Source organism: Mangrovitalea sediminis, assembly GCF_002514725.1.
In the GTDB taxonomy this organism is placed as follows: Bacteria; Pseudomonadota; Gammaproteobacteria; order Pseudomonadales; family Oleiphilaceae; genus Mangrovitalea; species Mangrovitalea sediminis.
Genome location: NZ_NTLB01000001.1, coordinates 429,763 through 451,109, shown reverse-complemented (window position 1 = coordinate 451,109; position 21,347 = coordinate 429,763). Strand labels below are relative to the sequence as shown.

Below are 21,347 nucleotides of genomic sequence, written 5' to 3'. Positions count from 1 at the left end.
TCCGGATGGATTTGCTCGAAACGCTGGTTTTGATTGTGCATGTCGTCGTAACGCTGACGCTCATCGGGCTGGTGCTGATTCAGCACGGCAAGGGGGCGGATGCTGGAGCGGCATTCGGTGGCGGCGCCTCTCAGACCGTGTTCGGTAGTCAGGGTAGCGGAAGCTTTCTGACCCGTATGACAACGGGGCTGGCTTTGGTATTCTTTGTAACCAGCTTTTCCTTGGCGATCTTTGCCAAGAAGCATGCGCAAGTGGCGTCCATGATTTCGGTTCAGCAAACCGAGCAGTCTGCCGCTCCTGCAGCTCAGAAAACAGCGCAGGGTCAATCGACGACATCGTCGGCTGATTCTGCCAAGACGTCCGCCGAAAAGCAGTCCTCTGGCGATACGTCTAAAGCAGCTGATAAAGCTGCGACACCGGCATCGTCTTCTCAGTCGCAAAGCGCTTCTGATAAGCAGGATGCAGGTAAGCCTGCGGAAGGTTCCGGCCTTCCAAAGCTTCATTAAAGGTTAAGCCGAAGTGGTGGAACTGGTAGACACGCTATCTTGAGGGGGTAGTGGCGTAAGCCGTGCCGGTTCAAGTCCGGCCTTCGGCACCAAGTAAGCAGGCGGCTTGGTTTATCCAAGCCGTTTTTTTTGGTCAGTCCTTGACCAGTGTGGTGGCCGTCTTTATACTCCGTCGGTTGCTGTAGCGGGGTAGTTCTCCCGTCGGGAGAGGGCCTGCTATCGATAAGGCTGCTGTGAGCATGCTGCTTTGTCGAAAGTGGGGACCGGATAAACCGACCAGGCCCCGCGGGAGAAGTTTGCAGACGGCCCCTTTATGGGGTTTTTTGCTAAGTAGGGCCTGGTTTGGTATGGGGCCCTTACGTCTAAAAAAGGGCTGTTTAAGGCCCTTTTTTTGTTTTTGTTTCGGCGGTTAATGCAGGACTCTGTGTGGGTTTTGGGTTGATTGCTGTCTCTACAGTCATCATTTAGGTGTTACGGGAGGCTGGGGAACTTGTCCACCAGACTGCTTAAACTTGAGAATCTGCTGCGCCCTGTTATCGAAGGCCTTGGCTATGAATGCTGGGGGATTGAGTTCTATTCGCAGGGTAAGAATTCGGTGTTGCGCATTTTTATCGATAAGGCTGACGGTATCGTCGTCGAGGACTGCGAGGCGGTCAGTCGTCAGGTAAGTGGCGTATTGGACGTCGAAGATCCCATCCCGAGCGAATATACCCTGGAAGTCTCCTCCCCCGGTATGGATCGTCCGCTGTTTCGATTGGACCAATATCAGAAATTTGCTGGCCATATGGTGCAACTGCGTTTGCGGATGCCGTTCGAAGGGCGTCGTAAATACCAGGGTATCCTGAAAGGCACTGAAGGAGATGATGTGATTATCGTCGTCGATGATCACGAGTTCTTGTTTCCCATCGATAGCATCGAGCGCGCCAATGTCGTGCCGGTGTTTGAATGAATTACAGTCTTTACGAGATTTCAGTCAAGGGCAGGGCAATCGGATGAATAAAGAAATCTTGCTGGTGGTTGAAGCAGTTTCCAACGAGAAAGGCGTTGATAAAGAAGTTATTTTTGAAGCTATCGAGTTGGCTTTGGCCACTGCCGCCAGAAAACGTTACGAAGAAGAAGATGTCGACATCCGTGTGGCCATTGATCGTAAGACTGGCGAGTACGAAACGTTCCGTCGCTGGACCGTCGTTGACAACGATACGGTGCCCTCTCTGGGTGCGGACCTGACACTGGAGGAGGCTCATGAAAAAGATGCCTCTCTGCAGGCCGGCGACATTTACGAAGAAAAAACTGAATCCGTAGCCTTCGGCCGAATCGGTGCACAGGCGGCCAAACAGATTATTTTCCAGAAAGTCCGTGAAGCCGAGCGTAGCAAGATTGTCGATAGCTACCGCAATCGCGTCGGCGAGCTGGTTTCCGGTACCGTCAAGAAAGTGACCCGGGATAACGTTATCGTGGATTTGGGTAGCAATGCGGAAGCCTTGTTGCCTCGTGATCAGTTGATCCCCCGCGAGACATTTCGAATGGGCGACCGTGTGCGAGCTCTCTTGTTGGAGATTCGCAGCGATCACCGCGGGCCGCAGTTGATTCTGAGTCGCAGTAATCCTGGCATGCTGATTGAGTTGTTCCGTATCGAGGTGCCGGAAATTGCGGAAGAGCTGATCGAAATTCGCGGTGCCGCGCGGGATCCCGGTCTGCGCGCCAAGATTGCGGTTAAAACGAACGATGGCCGTATTGATCCCGTCGGAGCCTGTGTGGGTATGCGTGGATCGCGTGTCCAGGCAGTGTCCAACGAGTTGGGCGGTGAGCGTATCGATATTGTGTTGTGGGACGACAACTCAGCGCAATTGGTTATCAATGCGATGGCGCCGGCAGAGGTGGCATCGATTGTGATGGATGAAGATCGTCACACGATGGATGTGGCCGTCAGCGAGGAAAACCTGGCTCAGGCGATTGGTCGTAACGGACAGAATGTTCGACTCGCCAGTGAGCTGACCGGCTGGGAACTGAACGTGATGACTGAGGAAGAGGCCGGTCAACGTCAGGAGCAGGAGTTCAACCGCTTGCTGGATTACTTCGTCAGCAAGATGGATGTCGATGAAGAATTGGCGGGAGTGCTTGTCGAAGAAGGCTTCACCTCCCTGGAAGAAGTGGCCTATGTGCCGATGGAGGAGATGCTTGGCATCGAAGGGTTTGATGAAGATCTGGTCAATATGCTGAGAAAGCGGGCGAAGGATGTGCTGCTGAATCAGGCGCTGGCCAGTGAAGAAGCGCTTGAGGGCAAGGCGCCGGAAGACGATCTGCTGAACATGGAAGGCATGGATCCTGACCTGGCAGTTGTCTTGGCTTCAAAGGGTATATGTAGTCGAGAGGATCTGGCCGAGCAGTCGGTGGATGATCTGCTCGAGGTTGAAGGTATGAGCGAGGAGCGTGCCGGTCAGTTGATCATGACCGCCCGGGCGCCCTGGTTCGAGGAACAGGAATAATCGGGAGGAGGACCAGTATGTCAGATGTGACCGTAAAGCAACTGGCCGATGATGTAGGCGCTCCCGTTGACCGTTTGCTCCGTCAGATCGAAGACGCCGGACTGCAGCAGCGCGCGGAAGACGACATCGTCACAGACGATGAAAAGCAGCACCTTCTCGCCTTTCTGCGTCGCAGTCATGGTGAGGCCGATGGCGAGCCGCATCGCATTACGCTTAAGCGTAAGACAACCACCACGCTGAAAATGGGCGCTGGTGCCAATCGCGGCAAAACCGTCAATGTGGAGGTCCGTAAGAAGCGGACTTACATCAAGCGCACCGAAACGCCCGTTGAAGCAGAAGCGGAGCGTCGTAACCTCGAGGCTGAGGAAGAGCAGCTCGCAGCAGAAGGGGTATCGCCAGAAACCGTGGAAGCCGTGTCGGAAGCCACGGAAACGCCGGTAGTTGCGGTAGATGCTTCGACAGAGGTCGCCGAGGAATCTCCGGCTGCAGCGGTAGAGCCGGAAGTTGTAGCTGTAGAGCCGCCTGCGACGGAAGGCGAAACACCTATCGTTGAGCCGGTGTTGACGCCGGAAGAGGAAGCCGCACGCGAGAGCCGCAAGGCCAAGAAGAAAAAGCGTCCGCGTGATGATGCGGATGATGAAGCAGCGCATAAGTCCAAAGGCAAATCTGCCGGGCATCGCGGACCTCGTGTACGTGTCGAGGAAGAGTTCGTTGCGCTGGTAGAAGACGATGACGATGCGCGGCTTGCAAAGCCGTCGCGACAGAAGAAAAAGTCGCGTAAGCATGCGTTCGAGAAACCCACCAAACCCATGGTGCGTGAAGTGGATGTACCCGAAACGATTACGGTATCGGATTTGGCCCAACGTATGGCCGTCAAATCAGTCGATGTCATCAAGACCCTGATGGGTATGGGTGTCATGGCGAATATCAATCAGAGCCTGGATCAGGATACGGCTGTTCTGGTTGTTGAAGAGATGGGGCATAAGGTGAGGCTGGTCCGTTCCGACGCCATCGAGTCTGACGTCCTCAGCGGCATCAGCTTTGAAGGTGATGAACAGCCCCGTGCACCGGTCGTCTCAGTGATGGGCCACGTCGATCACGGTAAGACTTCGCTGTTGGATTACATTCGCCGTACCAAGGTGGCAGCGGGTGAGTCTGGCGGTATTACGCAGCATATCGGCGCTTATCACGTGAATACCGATCACGGCATGGTGACCTTCCTGGATACGCCTGGCCACGCGGCCTTCACAGCGATGCGTGCTCGCGGTGCCCAGTGTACGGATATCGTCATCCTGGTCGTAGCCGCGGATGACGGTGTGATGCCGCAGACGGAAGAAGCTGTACAGCACGCCCGTGCTGCCGGCGTTCCGCTGGTCGTGGCTGTCAATAAGATGGATAAGGAACAGGCCGATCCGGATCGCGTCAAGAACGAACTGGCCGCCCTGGATGTTATTCCTGAAGAGTGGGGCGGCGATACGCAGTTCGTGCCGGTTTCTGCGCACACAGGCGCGGGCATCGACCAGTTGCTGGAGTCGGTTCTGCTGCAGGCGGAAGTCCTGGAGCTCAAGGCTGTTCCCGATGCGCCCGGCAAGGGTGTTGTAATCGAGTCGAGCCTTGAGAAAGGTCGCGGTTCGGTAGCCACCATTCTGGTCCAGAACGGTACGCTGCGTCAGGGCGACATGATCGTTGCCGGCGCCTTCTTCGGTAAGGTTCGCGCCATGATCAATGAAAGTGGCGATCAGGTGAAAGAGGCAGGTCCTTCGATTCCGGTCGAGGTTCTGGGTCTGAACGGAACGCCGGACGCGGGCGATGAGTTCGTTGTCGTTGCTGATGAGAAGAAGGCGCGTGAGCTTGCCGAGTTCCGTAAGGGGCGTGAACGTGAACAGCGTTTGCAGCGGCAGCAGGCGACCAAACTGGAAAACTTGTTCGAGAACATGGGCAAGGATCAGACCAAGACACTCAATATCGTTCTGAAGACCGACGTGCGTGGTTCGCTGGAAGCGATTACCAAGGCATTGCAGGATATCGGTAACGACGAAGTGCAGGTCAAGGTTGTGTCTTCCGGTGTTGGTGGTATTGCCGAAACTGACGTCAACCTGGCGCTGGCCACGGGTGCGGTCATCTTTGGCTTTAACGTGCGTGCCGACAGTGCCTCTAAGAAGATCGTCGAGAAGGAAGGCCTGGATCTGCGCTATTACAGCGTTATCTATAACATCCTGGATGACGTCAAGCATGCTCTGACCGGGATGTTGGCGCCGGAATATCGCGAAGATATCGTCGGCATTGCCGAAGTGCGCGATACCTTCCGTTCGCCGAAGTTCGGACAGGTGGCGGGCTGTATGGTTGTGGAAGGTACGGTCTATCGCAACAAGCCGATTCGCGTGTTGCGTGACAACGTTGTGATCTTCGAGGGCGAACTGGAGTCGCTGCGTCGCTTCAAGGACGACGTCGCCGAAGTTCGTAACGGCATGGAGTGTGGTATTGGCGTCAAGGGTTACGATGTCAAAGTGGGCGACCAGATCGAAGTCTTCGATCGTGTCCGCGTAGAGCGTACCCTGGGTTAAAGGTTGAGACCAAAGGGATCTCCGATGATGGGGCTCCCTTTGGTTGGCCTATACCCCTAGTCAGGTAATTCCGGAAAATATTCATGCCTCGAGAATTCAAAAGAACCGACCGGGTGGCCGACCAGATCCAGCGAGAGCTGGCTTGGCTTCTGCAGCGGGAAATCAAAGATCCCCGCGTAGGGCTGGTCACCATCAGTGATGTTCGCGTCAGTCGCGATATGGGCTACGCAGAAGTTTACTTTACGTTGCTCAGTACTGAGGAATTAAATGCTTCCTCACCTGAAGTGGAACAGTCTCTGAAAGTGCTTCAAGGGGCAGCCGGCTTTTTGCGAAGCGCCTTGGGACGCGCCATGAAATTGCGGATCGTTCCCCATCTGCGTTTCCATTTCGATGCGTTGGCGGGTGAGAGTCGGCGTCTCGATGCCTTGATTAATCGGGCCGTGAAGGAAGACGGTGAGCACGAGCATGGCGAGGACGGTCCGGCGGGAGAGGACCATGAGGCGTCGTAAGGGCCGCCGTCTTGATGGGATTCTGGTTGTTGACAAGCCTCAGGGGCTGACATCGAATGGGGTCCTGCAGCGTGTAAAACGGTGCCTGGATGCGGCGAAAGCCGGGCATACTGGAAGTCTTGACCCGCTGGCGACGGGAGTGTTGCCGATCTGTCTGGGTGAAGCCACCAAGTTTTCGCAGTACCTGCTGGACGCGGATAAGGCTTATGTTGCCAGGGCGCGTCTGGGGCAGGTCACCTCCACCGGTGATAGCGAAGGCGAGATCATCCGCGAGCGTCCCCTTCCTGAATCGCTTGATGAAGCGCAGTTGGAAGAGGTCTTGGCGCAGTTTCGTGGAGAAATCGATCAAGTGCCGCCGATGTATTCAGCCCTGAAGCACCAGGGGCGGCCTCTCTACGAGCTGGCCCGGCAAGGTGTGGAGGTCGAACGCAAAGCCCGTCGCGTGACGATTTACGAACTGACTCTCCTGAGCCTGGCAGCCGATGGTTTCGAGATTGCCGTCCGCTGTAGTAAAGGGACCTATATCCGGTCTCTGGTTCAGGACATTGGTGAGGCCCTTGGGTGTGGCGCTCACCTGACGGCTTTGCGTCGTACGATGGCGGCGGGTTTTACGGAAGCGGTTGCCGTCTCCCTTGAACAGTTGCAGGAAGAGCCGCCAGAGGTGCGCGAAGGGCGTCTGATGCCCGTGGATACGGCATTGAAGGCGTTGCCGCAAATTGTACTGAATCCAGAACATCTCGTATCGATATTGAACGGACAACCCGTTAGAATAGACGGCTGTCCAGTGCCGGGACCGGTGCGCCTGTATGGGGCGGATCGTTTTGTAGGACTGGGCGAATACTTGGCAGACGGTCGGGTGCAACCCCGGCGTCTCATACAGAGTTCCCCCTGAGCCAGCTGCATAGGGCAGCCGGACGGAGGAATGGGTAGCGGGAGCTGTAAATATGCGCGGTTCCCTCTGCATTGAAAAAGGCATATTTTGAGGTTGAATCATGGCACTGAACGCCGAAGAGAAAGCAAAGATCGTAAAGGGTTATCAGCGCGCTGAAGGTGATACCGGATCTCCTGAGGTTCAGGTAGCACTGCTGAGCGCCAACATCGACAAGCTGCAAGATCATTTCAAGGTCAACAAACAGGATCATCATTCCCGTCGTGGCCTGATTCGCATGGTTAACCAGCGTCGTAAGTTGCTCGATTACCTGAAGAGCAAGGATGCGGAACGCTACGTTCAGCTGATCGGTCGTCTTGGACTGCGTCGCTAAGCGTTTTTCGCGGATTTGTGTGACGTGTCAGGCTCGCCTTGGCGGCCTGACACGGTTCTCTGAAGAACGCCAAGGTCTTTCCGGTTTGAGCGCACGTTGTTGAAAGTTGCTTTGCCGCTGTTGCGTGCGTCCAATCAAGGCGGTGTCATTGGGGACAGTATCCTGGGTCGATGTGCAGAACTCCTCGTTTTTGATGGGCGTTGGAGGTTGCCAGTTAAGGGCCGGGCTTGGGCTGTCCTGTTGAATGCCAGACGGACGCAACGTCCAGATTCGTACCCTTCAGGGGTGTGAATAAAGTTCGGCGCGTATTGTCTATTTTTAATTGTCCCATATTAGGGACGCGAGCAGAGTATCAACGGCCGGAAAGTCAGCCGGCCATGCATTCAGGATCGATGGCCTTTCCATGCATGGGCTGGCCGTCGGATAGTACTCAGACAGCTTGCATCACACTGGAAAGGAGCAATTGTGAATCCAGTTAAAAAAACCTTTCAGTACGGTGACTCAACAGTCACTCTCGAAACGGGGCGTATTGCCCGTCAAGCAACGGGCGCGGTGCTGGTCACCGTTGACGACACTTCCGTTCTGGCAACTGTTGTCGCTGCCAAAGACATGAAACCCGGGCAGGATTTCTTCCCGCTGAGTGTCCACTACATGGAAAAGACCTACGCGGTCGGCAAGATTCCTGGTGGTTTCTTCAAGCGTGAAGGCCGACCGTCCGAGAAAGAGACGCTAACTTCGCGTCTGATCGACCGTCCCATCCGTCCTCTGTTCCCGAAAGGCTTCATGAACGAAGTACAGGTGATCTGTACTGTGATGTCCTCCAACAAGGATCAGGATCCGGATATCGCTGCAATGATTGCGACATCCGCTGCCCTGTCGGTATCCGGTGTGCCTTTTGAAGGCCCCATCGGCGCCGCGCGTGTGGGCTATACCGATGAGAACGGCTACTCACTCAATCCGAGCTACGAGCAGTTGAAGAGCTCGCGTCTCAACATGGTCGTTGCAGGCACCAGCGATGCTGTCCTCATGGTGGAATCCGAAGCCAATGGGCTCACCGAAGACCAGATGTTGGGTGGCGTGCTCTTTGCGCATCAGGAAATGCAGGCCGTTATTGAAGCGGTGAATGCATTTGCCGCTGAAGTCGATGTCCAGAAATGGGACTGGCAGCCTCCTGCGACTAATACCGCGCTGGCTGAAGGGCTGGCGGCTGAATTCGAAAGCAAGATCAGCGATGCCTACACCATTCGCGAGAAGATGGAGCGATACAACCAGCTCGGTGAGTTGCGCAGTCAGGCTGTTGAACGGTTTTCCGGCGAGGGAGAAGGTCAGCCCAGCGCCGATGAGGTGAAAGGCTACTTCAGCAAACTGGAAAAGCGTGTTGTTCGTGGTCGGATCATTCGTGGCGAAGCGCGTATCGATGGTCGAGACAACAAGACGGTTCGTCCGATTGAAGTAGAAGTTGGTGTGTTGCCCAATGCCCATGGTTCCGCGCTGTTCACGCGCGGTGAAACCCAGGCGTTGGTCGTCACCACGCTGGGCACCACTCGTGATGCACAGATCATCGACGCGCTGGAAGGCGAGCGGAAGGAACATTTCATGTTCCACTATAACTTCCCGCCTTTCTCTGTCGGCGAAACCGGTCGTGTAGGTGCCCCTGGCCGCCGTGAAGTGGGTCATGGCCGTCTGGCCAAGCGTGGCGTTCAGGCTGTTATGCCGACTGACGACGAGTTTCCTTATGTCATTCGCGTCGTATCGGAAATCACCGAATCCAACGGTTCCAGTTCAATGGCTTCCGTCTGCGGTAGTAGCTTGGCGCTGATGGATGCGGGTGTTCCCCTGGCGGCGCCGGTTGCCGGTATCGCCATGGGGCTGGTGAAAGAAGGTGATCAGTTCGCCGTTTTGACGGATATCCTTGGTGACGAGGATCATCTAGGTGACATGGACTTCAAAGTGGCCGGGACCTCCGATGGTGTGACCGCGCTGCAGATGGATATCAAGATCAACGGCATTACCGAGGAAATCATGGAAACCGCGTTGGAGCAGGCTTACCACGCGCGTATCCATATCCTCGGTGAAATGGCCAAGGTCATCGATAAGTCCCGCGAAACGCTGTCTGAGAAAGCGCCGAGCATGCACACGCTGAAGATTCATCCGGATAAGATCCGTGATGTTATCGGCAAGGGTGGTGCCACCATTCGCTCGATCTGTGATGAGACTGGCGCGTCTATCGATATCGACGACGACGGTAAGATTCGTGTTTACGCGGAAAATCTCAAGGCGGCGGAAGATGCGATCAATCGCATCATGGAAATCACCGCTGAGATTGAAGTGGGCAGGGTGTACAAGGGCAAGGTTGAACGCATCGTCGATTTTGGTGCTTTCGTTAACATCCTCCCGGGCAAAGACGGCTTGGTGCACATTTCACAGATCGCGGATCGCCGTATCGAGAGTGTGCGCGACGAACTGACTGAAGGTCAGGAAGTGATGGTCAAGGTGCTGGATGTTGATGCCCGCGGCCGCGTCAAGTTGAGCATGAAGGACGTGCAGGAAGGCGAAGCGCCCGAACTGGACTGATTTCGATGTGTTGAAACGAAAACCCGGCATCTGCCGGGTTTTTTTGTGGCCAGCTAAGGCTATCCGTTACGAGATGCTTTGAATCGGAATGGCAGTATCGGCCGTCGGCGGCGGTAAGCTCCTTTCCATCGGGCAGGCGCAGGTTCGTGCCGGTCAGTTGCCGCAACGTCGAAGGGCGTTTGCGTTGGGGCTTCCCGCAAGCCTTTTCTAAAGAGGCGCTGTTTTTGACAGGCTTGACGAATAAGCCTGGCCGTTGAATTAATGGGTGTCGCTCAGGGCTGGTTCGCCAGTCAATGGCGAACGTCCGTACTCCGCCAGAAAACTCAATACTTCTCGTCGATAACGGGGCACAAGAAAGGTGGCGGTGTGCGGTGTTTCCGTTGCCAGGAAACGTTTGGGTTCCCCTGCGGCCTGGAACAGCTGTGCGCCATGGTGGAAGGGAACGATATGGTCATGGTGGCTGCTGATCAGCATGAGCGGCACCGGGCTGATATGTCCGACGTTATCAATGGGCTCGTGACCATCTGGGATGGTCCAGGCTAGCGGATACTGCAGTGGCCAGGTCAGCCAGAACTGGTCGAGCTTTTCCCGAGCAATTCGCCGGAACCCCGTAAAGGCGCCATCGGCGATAACCCCGGCGGGTCTGTCGCCAAATTGACGCCAGTGTCCCGCCAGGTCCAACGTCAGCGCGGCGCCCAGGCTTTGTCCCAACAGGAAGACTGGCTGTTGCGAATGGTGTTGATAGACCCAGCGTAGGCCCGTTTCCGCATCGTTCAAGGCACCTTCGAGATCCGGCGACCCGCTGGACTTGCCGAACCCTCGGTAGTCGATCATGAAGACATTGTAGTGGGCCTTGGGCAGCCAGCCGATGTTGATGAGGAAGGCGCCCATGTTCTGTGCATTGCCGTGTAAGTAGTAGATCGTGCCAAGGCTATTGCCGTCGGCGGGTAACCACCATGCATTCAGGTGTGTGCCGTCGGAGGTTTCAAGGGGCACATCCTGATAGCGTAGGCCCAAATCCGGTGGCGACAGGTAATGCCGGCTGTCCGGATAGAAAAAGAGCGAGCTGCATCCGCTCAGGCCGAGACTTAATAATAAAATGATGCCTAGAAGTAAGTGTGAAAGCCGACCAGCCATGATGTCCTATAACGATTCAGGTAGTGGGTTCGGTCGAGCGAGGTAAAGAGGCCGAAATTCCTTCTGATATGCCAATCGCCCCGCAGATAGGCTGTGTCTTCGCGCTTTGAGTAACCACTGGCCATCCAGAGTTTGCTGCGCACACCGGCCGCTGCACTCAATGAGCTGCCTTGATGAAGCAGCATCAAATCGACGCCCGGTGCTGCATGGTAGCCCTGAGCGATCTTTTGACTGATTTCCAGATCAGCGGTTCCCATGGCGACAGCCAGCCATTCCGGTGTCGGTGCCCAGGCGAAACCTGCTCCGCCATCGAGGTAGGGGGTTAGCGCTTCCTGGCCATTGGCAATCATGCGTCGACGGGCGCCGAAACCGACCTGCCATGATAGGGGGTGGAAGAAGGCATTGCGCGGCGATAGAGAACGGATTTCGACACCGGTGAGTTGATCAACGCGCAGGCTGTTGTTATCCGGATAATAGCGACCATCGAAACGCAGGAATTGGAGTTGCGCGCCTGGGCGGTAACCTCCGGGGGAGTCGAGCAGGTCGTGGTAGGCCGGGCGCAGCGAAATGCGCACGATATTCCGGTGGGAATCCCGTCCGCCTGCGATGCTGAAGCGGAACGTATCATGCCCCTGATCATCGCGAATCTCAGGTGTCGGCGGCTGCGGAGGGGCGCTCTGTAGATCCAGCGCGCTTCGTGCTGCAAGGAGTTGGTAGGACAGCGGTGCAACTCGTTTCCGCGGCCACTTGTCCTCGATTGCCATGTATTGCACATAGTTATAGGTCGTATCGAGCACTTCCGCACGTCGGGCAGGCGGCAGCGCCAGCACCTTGGGGGCGGTGGGCTTGAGTGTGCCATCGGCGAGTTGTCGGGTCAGTATCTGTTCCTGGGGCGACAGTTGCTGGATTTGATAGGCAACGGCGGTCGCTGAGGAAGGGCGGTAATGCACATGATCGACCAGGCCGGCGTCGACAACCCAGCGCACGGTATCAGACGGAATCGCATGGGTGGTGACGCGGGCTGTCAGGTCCAATCCCGGGCGAGCCACATCTAGTAACTCAAGCAGGCGGTAGGCGCAGTTTTCATCGAAAAAGTAGTAATCGAAACGAATGTTTTGTACTTCCCAGGAATGCCAGAGCAGGCGCTGAATTTCTTGGGGCTTCAGGTTGAGGCGGTATTCCCAGAGGTCCCGGTTTTCGATGTCGGAATATTGTTTGATCTTTTCATAGTAGGGGCGCACGGAGGTAACACCGGGGTAACCACCGAAAATGCCACGATAGGCAAAAACAATCTCGCTGTCGGTGGCGTTGGCATCAGCGGCATAGGAAACGGTGCTGGCCAACAGTAAATCGGTTTTTGTATTGCTGGAGGGCGGGTCCAGCCGCAAAAACGTATGCCCGAACATAGAGGAAGGGCTGTTTAGGTAGGATGCGGCGAAAACCAGTGTAACCTGTGCCGTGTCCAGTTTCTTCAGCCAGGCGTCCAACGCGGGGCAGCTGACTGGCGTTTGGGGTATGCCCAAAACCTGCCTTAGCCAGTGATCGCGGGCCGGAAAGCGGCAACGCGCATCCTTGTTGCCTTGGCCGGGAGTCAGGATGGCCTGAAGCGTCGCCTTGAGTTCCGCGCCCGGCGAGTGTTTACCCTTGGGACTGAGGAAAAAGCGTGGATCGTCCGCTTCGCTCGTGTAGTCCCCGGTAATGTGATTGATGCGATAGTGGACAAGTGCAAGCCAGGCCGGGTTGTGGGCCAGGCCGCGTTGTTGGGCAAGTGCTGTGGCATCGGCAATGGATAGCGTGGAGGCCTGAGCCGTCAGGGAAAGCATTGCACCCAATGTGAACAGCAGATATCGAAGGCAGCGTGGGGCAATCACGAGGACGTGTTATCCGGATCGAATATCGAAGGCATCCCGCGAACAACGAAACTGTGGGCGGGGCGGAAAACAAGGGGCCCCGATTGGGGCCCCTTTTACGTCGTGTTTAGCTGACGTACTTCTGGAGGGTTTTGTCGCCTTTCATCACGTTGATGATATTGTCGACTGCCTCGTTTGAAGTGGTGTTGGCCGACGGGAAAATCGTGTTGAAATGAGCTTGCATGACCTGGTTGAAGGTCGCACGATCCTGCGGCTGTACGCCCAGCAGTACCGCTACCGTCGTCAGGTTTTCGCCTTGGCCGCGGGACATGTCACGCGCAACGTTGTTCACGTTGTTGTTCATGTACATGGCCATCGACTGCACGGCTTCGTTGGTGTTACAGCCCAGCGTACCGGTGGTCATACCAAAGGTCTGGTTACCGAAGGAACCGTTGGTGGTCGCTGCCAGGACATGCGGAGCGATACCCGATTGGCCTTTCCAGATCATGGCGCCAACGCCACATCCCGGTTGTGCAAAGGCCAGCGAAGATGCGCCCAGAAGAACTGCACCAGCAATCAGCTTTTTCATTGTCAACTCCTTGTACGAAGTGAAACTGCTCTCTTTCTTTCTATTCCCGTCGCGTCAAGCGCCATGGGGGGGTGCCTCAGCAGTATAGCCCAGAAGGCCTTTTCGCCAATACGCTAACCACCCAGATAGGCTTTACGGACGTCCTCGTTGGCCAGCAGGTTATCGCCGGTGTCATGAAGCACGATCCGGCCATTCTCCAGCACGTAACCCCGGTCAGCCAGTTTCAGGGCCTGATTGGCATTCTGTTCGACGAGGAAGATGGTGATGCCTTCCTCGCGTAACTGGCCAATGATCTCGAAGATCTGGTTGATGATCAGCGGCGCGAGCCCCAGAGAAGGTTCGTCCAGGAACAGCGCCCGGGGTCTGCTCATCAGTGCGCGACCGATGGCCAGCATCTGCTGTTCGCCGCCGGACATGGTCCCGGCACGCTGCGAGAGGCGCTCCTTCAGGCGAGGGAACAGATCGCAGACATAATCCATACTTTCCAGCACTTCCTGCTTTGAGCGGAAGAATCCGCCCATATGCAGGTTCTCCTCGACCGACAGGCCAGGGAAAATGCGGCGTCCTTCCGGCACGATGGCCAGGCCGGAACGCATGATGCTGGCGGTGTCCTCGTGGGTGATGTCGCGACCATCGAATGTGATGGTCCCGGCGCTGGCCCGCGGGTCGCCACAGATGGTCATCAGCAGTGTCGTTTTGCCGGCGCCGTTGGCGCCGATCAAGGTAACGATTTCCCCTGCTTCAACGGTTAGCGAGACGCCATGCAGCGCCTCAATCTTGCCATACTGCGTATGCACGTTTTCCAGTGTGAGCATCATAGTCTCCCGCTTATTCTTCACCCAGATAGGCTTTGATCACATCCGGGTTGCAACGGATTTCGTCCGGTGTGCCTTGTGCCAGGGGGCGCCCCTGGTTGATAACGGCAATCCGGTCGGAGATGCCCATAACCAGTCCCATGTCATGCTCGATCAGCAGGACGGCAACGTTGTAGTCCTCCTTCAGGCTGACGATCAGCTCGTTCAGGTCCCGAGTCTCCCTAGGGTTAAGGCCAGCGGCAGGCTCATCCAGCATCAACAGTTTCGGGCCGGTCACCATGCAACGGGCGATTTCAAGTCGACGCTGCTGGCCATAGGCCAGGTTGCCGGCTTCCCGGTTCGCCAATTCGAGCAGGTTGACTTTCTTCAGCCAGTAGACAGCACGGTCCATGGCTTCCTGCTCGCGATGACGATAGCTCGGTGTCTTGAACAGGCCGGCGAACAGGTTGGTGTTGACCTGGTGGTGTTGAGCCACCATCAGGTTTTCCAGGGGCGTCATCCGGTTGAATAGGCGCACGTGCTGGAAGGTGCGAACCATGCCCAGCCGAGCGATGCGATAGTCCGGCATGCTGTGGATGGCATGCCCGTTAAACTGGATTTCGCCACCGGTTGGTCGGTAGAAACCGCTGATGCAGTTGAAAACCGTGGTTTTACCGGCCCCGTTGGGGCCGATGATGGAAAAGATTTCCCGTTCATTGAGGTTCAGCGATACGCCGTCGACAGCCAATAGCCCGCCGAAGCGCATCGAAAGATCGCGTACTTCAAGCATCCTTCGTTACTCCCGGGCCAGTTCGACAGGTGTGCGTTTCATGGGGATCAGCCCCTGCGGGCGCCAGATCATCATCAGTACCATCAGCAGTCCGAAGAACAGCATGCGGTATTGCGCCATGTCCCGTGCCAGCTCGGGGAGCATGGTCAGGATGGCGGCGGCGAGGATGATGCCGACCTGTGAACCCATGCCGCCCAAAACCACAATCACGAGCACGATGACCGATTCGTAGAGATTGAACGAATCAGGGCTGATGAAACTTTGTTTGGCGGCGAAAACGCAACCGGCAAAACCGGCAAAGAAGGCGCCTAACGTAAAGGCGGATAGCTTGATGCCTGTACGACTGAGTCCCAGCGAACGGCAGGCGATTTCATCCTCGCGCAGTGCCTCCCACGCGCGCCCGACGGGCATCTTCGTTAGTCGTTTGATAACGAAGACGGTGAAGAGGGCAAAGACGAGGGTGATGAGGTAGAGGAATATCACCTTGTGGTTGCTGTTGTACTCAATGCCGAGGACTTTGTAGAACAGGGTGTCGCCTGGATCCTTGACGATGCGGCCGAACTCCATGTTGAACAGGGTCGGATTGGGGATGCCGCCAATGCCGTTGGGGCCGCCGGTCAGCCAGGTCATGTTGTTAATCACGATCCGGATGATCTCCCCGAAACCGAGGGTGACGATGGCGAGGTAGTCGCCGCGCAGACGCAATACCGGGAAACCCAGGACAAAGCCAAAGGTGGCAGCCAGAATGGCGCTGATGGGTAACGCCTCCCAGAATCCGAAACCGAAATACTGGTGCAGCAGGGCGTAGCTGTAGGCGCCAACAGCGTAGAAGGCGACATAGCCCAGGTCGAGCAGGCCGGCCAGTCCCACCACGATATTCAGGCCCAGGCCCAAAATAACGTAGATCAGTACCAGATTGCCCAGGGCCGTGGCGCCTCGGCTGGCAAAGAACGGCATGGCAAATGCCAGTACGGCAACCAGGAACCAGCCTGCCCGTTCAGCATAGATCCGCTTACGGCCTTCCAGGTTAGGGGTGAAGGACGATGCCTTGGGCAGGGGGACCTGACGCCAGAAGCCGGATAGGTAATCCTTGAACAACTGGAACAGGAAGACCACGGCCGCACCCAGCGCGATCCACATGAACGTGGCGCTTGGCGCGGACTTGAGCACGATGTGGATGCCCTGTGGAGTCAGGTTCAAGCCCAGGATAGGCAAACCCATAACCAGGGTCAGTACGGCACAAAGGGCCGCGAAGGGAAGTCTTTTGGCTAGCATCAGATCTTCTCCACTTCGGGTTTACCCAGCAGGCCTGAGGGCCGGAACAGCAGGATCAGAATCAGCAGCAGGAAGGACACCACGTCCTTGTAGTCGGTGGACAGGTACGCTGAAGTGAAGCTTTCCGCAACGCCCAGTACGATGCCGCCCAGCATGGCGCCGGGAATGCTGCCGATGCCGCCCAGTACGGCTGCAGTAAAGGCCTTGAGGCCGGCAATGAAACCGAACTCTGGATCGATGGATCCGTAGTACATGCCCAGCAGCATGCCGGCAACGGCGGCCAGCGCGGAACCGATGACGAAGGTCGCCGCGATGATCTTGTGTGTATCGATACCCAGAAGGTTGGCCATCTTCAAATCCTGCGCCACGGCGCGACAGGCGCGGCCCAGGCGGGATTTGGAGATGAACAGCGTCAGCGCCACCATGCAGACGATCGTGACGATGAAAATCGTCAGCTGCATGTAGGAAAAGTTGGCCTCAAACCCATTGGGGTCGCCGAAGGTCCAGCTGCCTTTGATCAGCAGCGGGAAACCGATATCGCGGGAACCTTGAGCCAGAAGCACGTAATTTTTCAGGAAGTAGGACACGCCGATGGCGGAAATCAGCGGGTTCAGGCGATTGCCTCCCCGCAAAGGGCGATAAGCCACACGTTCCATGCTCCAGCCGAATGCGCTGGATACGATCATGGCGAGAACCAGGGCGATAACCAGAACGACGGGGAGGAACGTGATGTTGAGGGTTGCCAGGCCAGTAATGGTGATAAGGGCGATGTAGGCACCGATCATATAGATTTCGCCGTGGGCGAAGTTGATCATGCCGATAATGCCGTAAACCATGGTGTAGCCGATGGCGATGAGGGCGTAGGCACTTCCTACGGTCAGTCCATTGAGGAGCTGCTGCAGGAAATACAACATTTGCTCATGCATGGTTAGAAGAACTCCGATTGCAAAGAAACCCCCGCGTTGGCGGAGGTCTCCTTTTTGATCCCGCCGGGTAGGCAGGCTGTTCAAAAAAGCACCCTGTCTCCGATCAGGAGAGAGGGTGCTGGGTTCTTTGCAAAAAAGGTGGTTATTCTACCCGAGTTTTAGTGCCATCTGAATGCCACTTGTAGACGACGAAGTTAAACTTCTTCAGGTCGCCTTCCTTGTTGAAGCTGACATCACCGATTGCGGTGTCGAAAGTGCCAGCGTGCAGTACCTTGGCAACTTTCACAGGATCGGTGGACTTGGCTTTTTCGATGCCTTCAGCAATCAGTTGAACTGCAGCGTAGGAGGTCATGACGAACGGACCAGTCGGATCCTCCTTGGCGGCCTTGAAGGCTTTAACCAGGCCAGCGTTCTTCGGCAGGGTGTCGAAGCTGGGCGGCAGGGTGACATACATGCCTTCAGCTGCGTCGCCAGCGATGGTGTTGATGTCTTTGTTACCTACGCCTTCCGGACCCATAAAGTGGGCTTTCAGGCCTTTTTCCTTGGCTTGACGCAAGATCAGGCCCAGCTCCGGGTGGTAGCCGCCGTAGTAGACGAAGTCGACTTTGGCTTGCTTGAGCTTGGTGATCAGAGAAGAAAAGTCTTTCTGGCCGGCGTTGATACCTTCATACATAACGACGTTAACGCCGTCCTTCTCGAGGGTCTTCTTGACGGCGCTGGCGATACCTTCACCATACTGTTGCTTGTCCTGAACCACAGCAACGCGCTTGGGTTTGATCTTGTCGGCGATGAAGTTTGCGGCGATCGGGCCCTGCATGCTGTCCAGGCCGATGGTGCGGAAGATGTTGTCGTAGCCGCGCTGGGTGATCGTCGGGTTGGTAGATGCCGGAGTGATCATGACAACGCCTTCGTCGGCGTAAACGTCAGAAGCCGGCTGGGTCGAGCTGGAGCACAGGTGGCCTACAACGAACTTCACACCCTTGTTGACCAGATCGTTGGCAACGTTAACTGCCTGCTTGGGGTCACAGGCATCGTCTTCTTCGACGGCAACCAGCTTCTTGCCCATCACGCCGCCGTGGGCGTTGATTTGCTTGATAGCCATCCGGGTGCCGGTGAACTGCATGTCGCCGTATTGTGCAACGGGACCGGTCATGGGACCTGCAATCCCAATCTTGATAGTGTCTTCCGCGCTGGCGGTCGTGGCCGCGCCAGCCAAAACGACAGATGCCGCTAACCCTGCAATAAGTTTACCGTATTTGCCTTTCATTCTTATGTCCTGTCTGGATTGTTAAGTGTGTTTCCACTCTTTATCAGGCTGTTCGGGTATGGCGCTTGGTGATCGCACATCCGCGAACAATGCAACAAACAAACACTAGCGTCTTAATGTTGTCAAGCAAGACGGCAGAGAAAGGGGATAAGACCTTTGGACAGGTATATAAAGTGTCCAATTTTTGGCGGCTTCTGGTGGGGGCTTTGATTGGGGGGGGAATGCCTGCGAGGGTGAGGTAATTTGACGTTGTGTGATGCGATATTCTGTTGATGTCGAAGTTTTCTTGATGGGGTTTGTCCGGGGGTGAGGGTGGATATTGGATGGTTTGCAATTGTTGGCTGAATAGAGCGATTGCGCTCCGGGGTCTTTGTGATGGCTTGGGTTTTGTTGGTGGACGAATAGTGTTAGAAAAGTTAGAGTTGTAAGTAAAATGCGTGTGTGCATTCTTTCTTTTTTATGGGCTGCACGGTTGCATGGTGTGGTTCGTCCTCGGGTTTCGTTTTAGCGAGAAGCAAGATGGCTCGCGCTCGTGCGGACGTCGGCTCACTGAAAATCGTGCGCAGCGGTCAGTCATTGCTTCCAGATTCAATGCTTCTTTCGCTATTATGTCGAACCATAAAACTTTGTACTCAAAAAAGCTCGGGCACTATGAGCGCCGCCATGCCGAGCAGTCCTGGTGGGATATCGTCATGAATAACTATGAACAGGTATTGGTTGCTCTGCGCCGGGTCATGCGGGCGACCGATCTGCACTCCAAGCGTCTCAGCAAGACGGCCGGCCTTACGGCGCCGCAGTTACTTATTATGCAGACCATCCGGGATCTCGGTGAGGTGACAATAGGGACTATCGCCGATAAGGTCAGCCTGAGCCAGGCTACGGTCACGACGATTCTTGACCGTCTGGAGCTTCGTAAGCTGATTTACCGGGTTCGAAGTAAGACGGACAAGCGTAAGGTCCATGCGCACCTGACACCTGAAGGCGAGGTGATTCTCGCTCAGGCGCCGGCACCGCTTCAGGAGGAGTTTATTCGCAAATTCCAGAATCTGCATGAGTGGGAGCAGACGATGATTATCTCGTCGTTGCAGCGGGTTGCGCAGATGATGGATGCGGAACGTATCGATGCCTCTCCCGTGCTGGATGTCGGCCCGATCAATCGCGAGGACGGGTGGTCCGAACCTGAGGATGCGGTTTCTCGGCGGGCGGAATCCGGTTAAGCAGGAACTCCGTATCCCCAGGGCTCTCTCCATTTAAGGCGCCCTGTGAGCTGGCGAAATAAACCTGGACGGCTAGAGTTAAAAGGGTGACGGGGGCACTTTCCGTCTATTCCTCAGGCCAGACTCGTCGGAAATCATGCCATTCGCTGTCTCATCATCATCTCAAGCTCTACCTCGATTATTGCTAAGGGTTTCTCCTGTCGGTGACATCCTGCAGTGTGAGGCCCAGGCCTTTCCGGTCGATTCGCCGACGGCGCTGCCGCGGGAGTCGAGTTCGTTGTCGGACCTGTTCCGGGCGGATGCCGCAGACGCGCTTGCGGCATTGCAAAAGGCTGTTCGGAGCGGTGTTACCTGGAGTGGTGCCCTCCCGCTGCGATCACCATGGGCTGATACCTCCTGGGTACAGTGCCTGATTGCGAGTGACAATTCTGACGCCCGGCTTTGCCTTTTGACTCCCCTAGATGCTTCTTTGCAGGCGCAAGCCGAAGCGACGCTCGGTACTGTGCGTCCTTTCTGGCATGGCTGGCCGCTGACGCGGCTGATTCGCAATACCTGGCCTTTGTGGATTGCCTTGCTGGCTGCCCTGGTCGCCGTCAGCGTTGCAGGGGGCGGTTGGGCTGCTTACGGGATCGTGCTACTTGGGCATTTTTCAGCGCTGCTGCCGTTACGCCTGTTCTGGTATGCGCATACTGCGCAAATGCTGCAGGGATCGGTGCCGCTCACTGAGGGAGACGGCCTCCTGTTGTCCGCAGGAATGGCTCCGGAAGTCGCCAGGGTGCGGCAAGCCATTGGGATGCCGACGCTTCAGGCGGCGTTGGCTGAGTCCCGGCTTCAAATATTATGCCAGCGCCTGGGTGATATAGAGGCCTTGCTGCAATCACCGCCGGAAGTGTCGGCAGCTTCATCCTGGCAGCAGCTCGCAGAAGATTGTGATCGTTTGCTGCAGGCTTCAGTGGATGCACAAGGGGTGTCATCTTCTGTCAATGTGGCGGATGGAGACGGGAGTGATATGGTGTCAGCCATTAAGCGTCTGCGTGCGGAATCTGAAGCAGAGGTGGCTCGTATAGGACACTTGACGTCGGCATTCGCCCATCTCCGGGAGTCGGCTGACCGTATCGGTCAGGCGGCTGCGATGATTTCCGGCATTGCCGAGCAGACCAACCTGCTGGCGCTGAATGCGTCCATCGAGGCGGCCCGGGCGGGTGATGCCGGCCGAGGCTTTGCGGTGGTCGCCGATGAGGTTCGCGCGCTGGTCGGGCGCACACGGGAGTCCACAGGGATGATTCAAGACGTGACGGAGTCGCTTAACCAGCAGTTGGTGAATGCGGCCGATGTGCTGGCAAGCGTCGATCGGGATAACGGTTCCGGGGCAGACTGGCCGAGTGTCGAGGCGGGCTGTGAACGTTTAGAGGCACAGCGTCGTCAGTTGCTTTTGTCGCTGACACAGCAGAACGAATGGCTGGTGGCGCACGCAACTGCGCTCTGTGAATTGCGGGATGCGTTGGCGCGTGAATCGGTGCCGCAGCGGGATGGTGAACAAGCCGACTGGGCGGCACGCCTTGCGCCGACGGTCGCTTCCATCCGGCTGTGGCTGTAGCGGT

General features: G+C 56.4%; 17 protein-coding genes, 1 tRNA gene and 1 pseudogene. 11 read left to right on the top strand and 8 right to left on the bottom strand.

Features of this window, described 5'->3' with window-relative positions; genetic code table 11:
* Positions 1–5: 5 nt before the first annotated feature.
* The 9 genes and pseudogenes from secG to pnp all read left to right on the top strand — a co-directional run.
* A pseudogene (secG, locus tag CLR77_RS20250) lies at positions 6–353 on the top strand (preprotein translocase subunit SecG); the annotation flags it as partial.
* Positions 354–513: 160 nt separating this feature from the next.
* Positions 514–598: transfer RNA gene (locus CLR77_RS02145), tRNA-Leu, on the top strand.
* Positions 599–996: 398 nt separating this feature from the next.
* Complete coding sequence (rimP, locus tag CLR77_RS02140; protein WP_097458936.1) at positions 997–1,455, top strand: ribosome maturation factor RimP; 459 nt, start codon at positions 997–999, stop codon at positions 1,453–1,455.
* Between the two features lie 43 nt (positions 1,456–1,498).
* The gene (nusA, locus tag CLR77_RS02135; RefSeq protein WP_097458935.1) at positions 1,499–2,992 is read left to right on the top strand and encodes a transcription termination factor NusA; all 1,494 of its coding nucleotides are present in this window, start codon (positions 1,499–1,501) and stop codon (positions 2,990–2,992) included.
* Between the two features lie 17 nt (positions 2,993–3,009).
* Complete coding sequence (gene infB / locus CLR77_RS02130; RefSeq protein WP_097458934.1) at positions 3,010–5,556, top strand: translation initiation factor IF-2; 2,547 nt, start codon at positions 3,010–3,012, stop codon at positions 5,554–5,556.
* Positions 5,557–5,639: 83 nt separating this feature from the next.
* Positions 5,640–6,065: a 30S ribosome-binding factor RbfA gene (gene rbfA / locus CLR77_RS02125; protein WP_097458933.1), complete on the top strand. Its 426-nt coding sequence runs from the start codon at positions 5,640–5,642 to the stop codon at positions 6,063–6,065.
* Complete coding sequence (gene truB, locus CLR77_RS02120; protein ID WP_097458932.1) at positions 6,052–6,957, top strand: tRNA pseudouridine(55) synthase TruB; 906 nt, start codon at positions 6,052–6,054, stop codon at positions 6,955–6,957. The genes rbfA and truB overlap by 14 nt, the downstream gene beginning before the upstream one ends.
* A gap of 100 nt (positions 6,958–7,057) precedes the next feature.
* The gene (gene rpsO / locus CLR77_RS02115; RefSeq protein WP_097458931.1) at positions 7,058–7,327 is read left to right on the top strand and encodes a 30S ribosomal protein S15; all 270 of its coding nucleotides are present in this window, start codon (positions 7,058–7,060) and stop codon (positions 7,325–7,327) included.
* 465 nt (positions 7,328–7,792) lie between these two features.
* Positions 7,793–9,901, top strand: a complete 2,109-nt coding sequence (pnp, locus tag CLR77_RS02110; RefSeq protein ID WP_097458930.1) for a polyribonucleotide nucleotidyltransferase — start codon at positions 7,793–7,795, stop codon at positions 9,899–9,901.
* Positions 9,902–10,159: 258 nt separating this feature from the next.
* Here the strand turns inward: pnp and CLR77_RS02105 are convergent, their stop codons facing one another.
* From CLR77_RS02105 to CLR77_RS02070, 8 genes are all read right to left on the bottom strand, one after another.
* The gene (locus tag CLR77_RS02105) at positions 10,160–11,038 is read right to left on the bottom strand and encodes an alpha/beta hydrolase (protein WP_097458929.1); all 879 of its coding nucleotides are present in this window, start codon (positions 11,036–11,038) and stop codon (positions 10,160–10,162) included.
* Positions 11,008–12,909 carry an Lnb N-terminal periplasmic domain-containing protein gene (locus CLR77_RS02100; RefSeq protein WP_227519772.1) on the bottom strand — a complete coding sequence of 634 codons (1,902 nt, stop codon included), beginning with the start codon at positions 12,907–12,909 and terminating at the stop codon, positions 11,008–11,010. The genes CLR77_RS02105 and CLR77_RS02100 overlap by 31 nt, the downstream gene beginning before the upstream one ends.
* A 106-nt stretch (positions 12,910–13,015) precedes the next feature.
* A complete protein-coding gene (locus tag CLR77_RS02095) occupies positions 13,016–13,477 on the bottom strand; it encodes a DUF3015 domain-containing protein (RefSeq protein WP_097458928.1) in 462 nt (153 codons plus the stop codon).
* Between the two features lie 113 nt (positions 13,478–13,590).
* Positions 13,591–14,292: an ABC transporter ATP-binding protein gene (locus tag CLR77_RS02090; RefSeq protein WP_097458927.1), complete on the bottom strand. Its 702-nt coding sequence runs from the start codon at positions 14,290–14,292 to the stop codon at positions 13,591–13,593.
* Positions 14,293–14,305: 13 nt separating this feature from the next.
* A complete protein-coding gene (gene livG / locus CLR77_RS20410) occupies positions 14,306–15,061 on the bottom strand; it encodes a high-affinity branched-chain amino acid ABC transporter ATP-binding protein LivG (protein WP_097458926.1) in 756 nt (251 codons plus the stop codon).
* 6 nt (positions 15,062–15,067) lie between these two features.
* Positions 15,068–16,336 (bottom strand): high-affinity branched-chain amino acid ABC transporter permease LivM, encoded by a 1,269-nt coding sequence (gene livM / locus CLR77_RS20405; RefSeq protein WP_097458925.1) that lies wholly within the window; start codon positions 16,334–16,336, stop codon positions 15,068–15,070.
* Positions 16,336–17,262, bottom strand: coding sequence for a high-affinity branched-chain amino acid ABC transporter permease LivH (gene livH, locus CLR77_RS02075; protein ID WP_097458924.1), 927 nt, complete (start codon positions 17,260–17,262; stop codon positions 16,336–16,338). The genes livM and livH overlap by 1 nt, the downstream gene beginning before the upstream one ends.
* A 142-nt stretch (positions 17,263–17,404) precedes the next feature.
* Complete coding sequence (locus tag CLR77_RS02070) at positions 17,405–18,529, bottom strand: branched-chain amino acid ABC transporter substrate-binding protein (RefSeq protein WP_097458923.1); 1,125 nt, start codon at positions 18,527–18,529, stop codon at positions 17,405–17,407.
* Positions 18,530–19,221: 692 nt separating this feature from the next.
* Here CLR77_RS02070 and CLR77_RS02065 point away from each other — a divergent pair.
* Both CLR77_RS02065 and CLR77_RS20485 read left to right on the top strand, forming a co-directional pair.
* Positions 19,222–19,746: a MarR family winged helix-turn-helix transcriptional regulator gene (locus tag CLR77_RS02065; RefSeq protein WP_097458922.1), complete on the top strand. Its 525-nt coding sequence runs from the start codon at positions 19,222–19,224 to the stop codon at positions 19,744–19,746.
* 469 nt (positions 19,747–20,215) lie between these two features.
* On the top strand, positions 20,216–21,343 hold the full coding sequence (locus tag CLR77_RS20485; protein ID WP_319823062.1) for a methyl-accepting chemotaxis protein: 1,128 nt from the start codon (positions 20,216–20,218) through the stop codon (positions 21,341–21,343).
* The last annotated feature ends 4 nt before the right edge of the window (positions 21,344–21,347 follow it).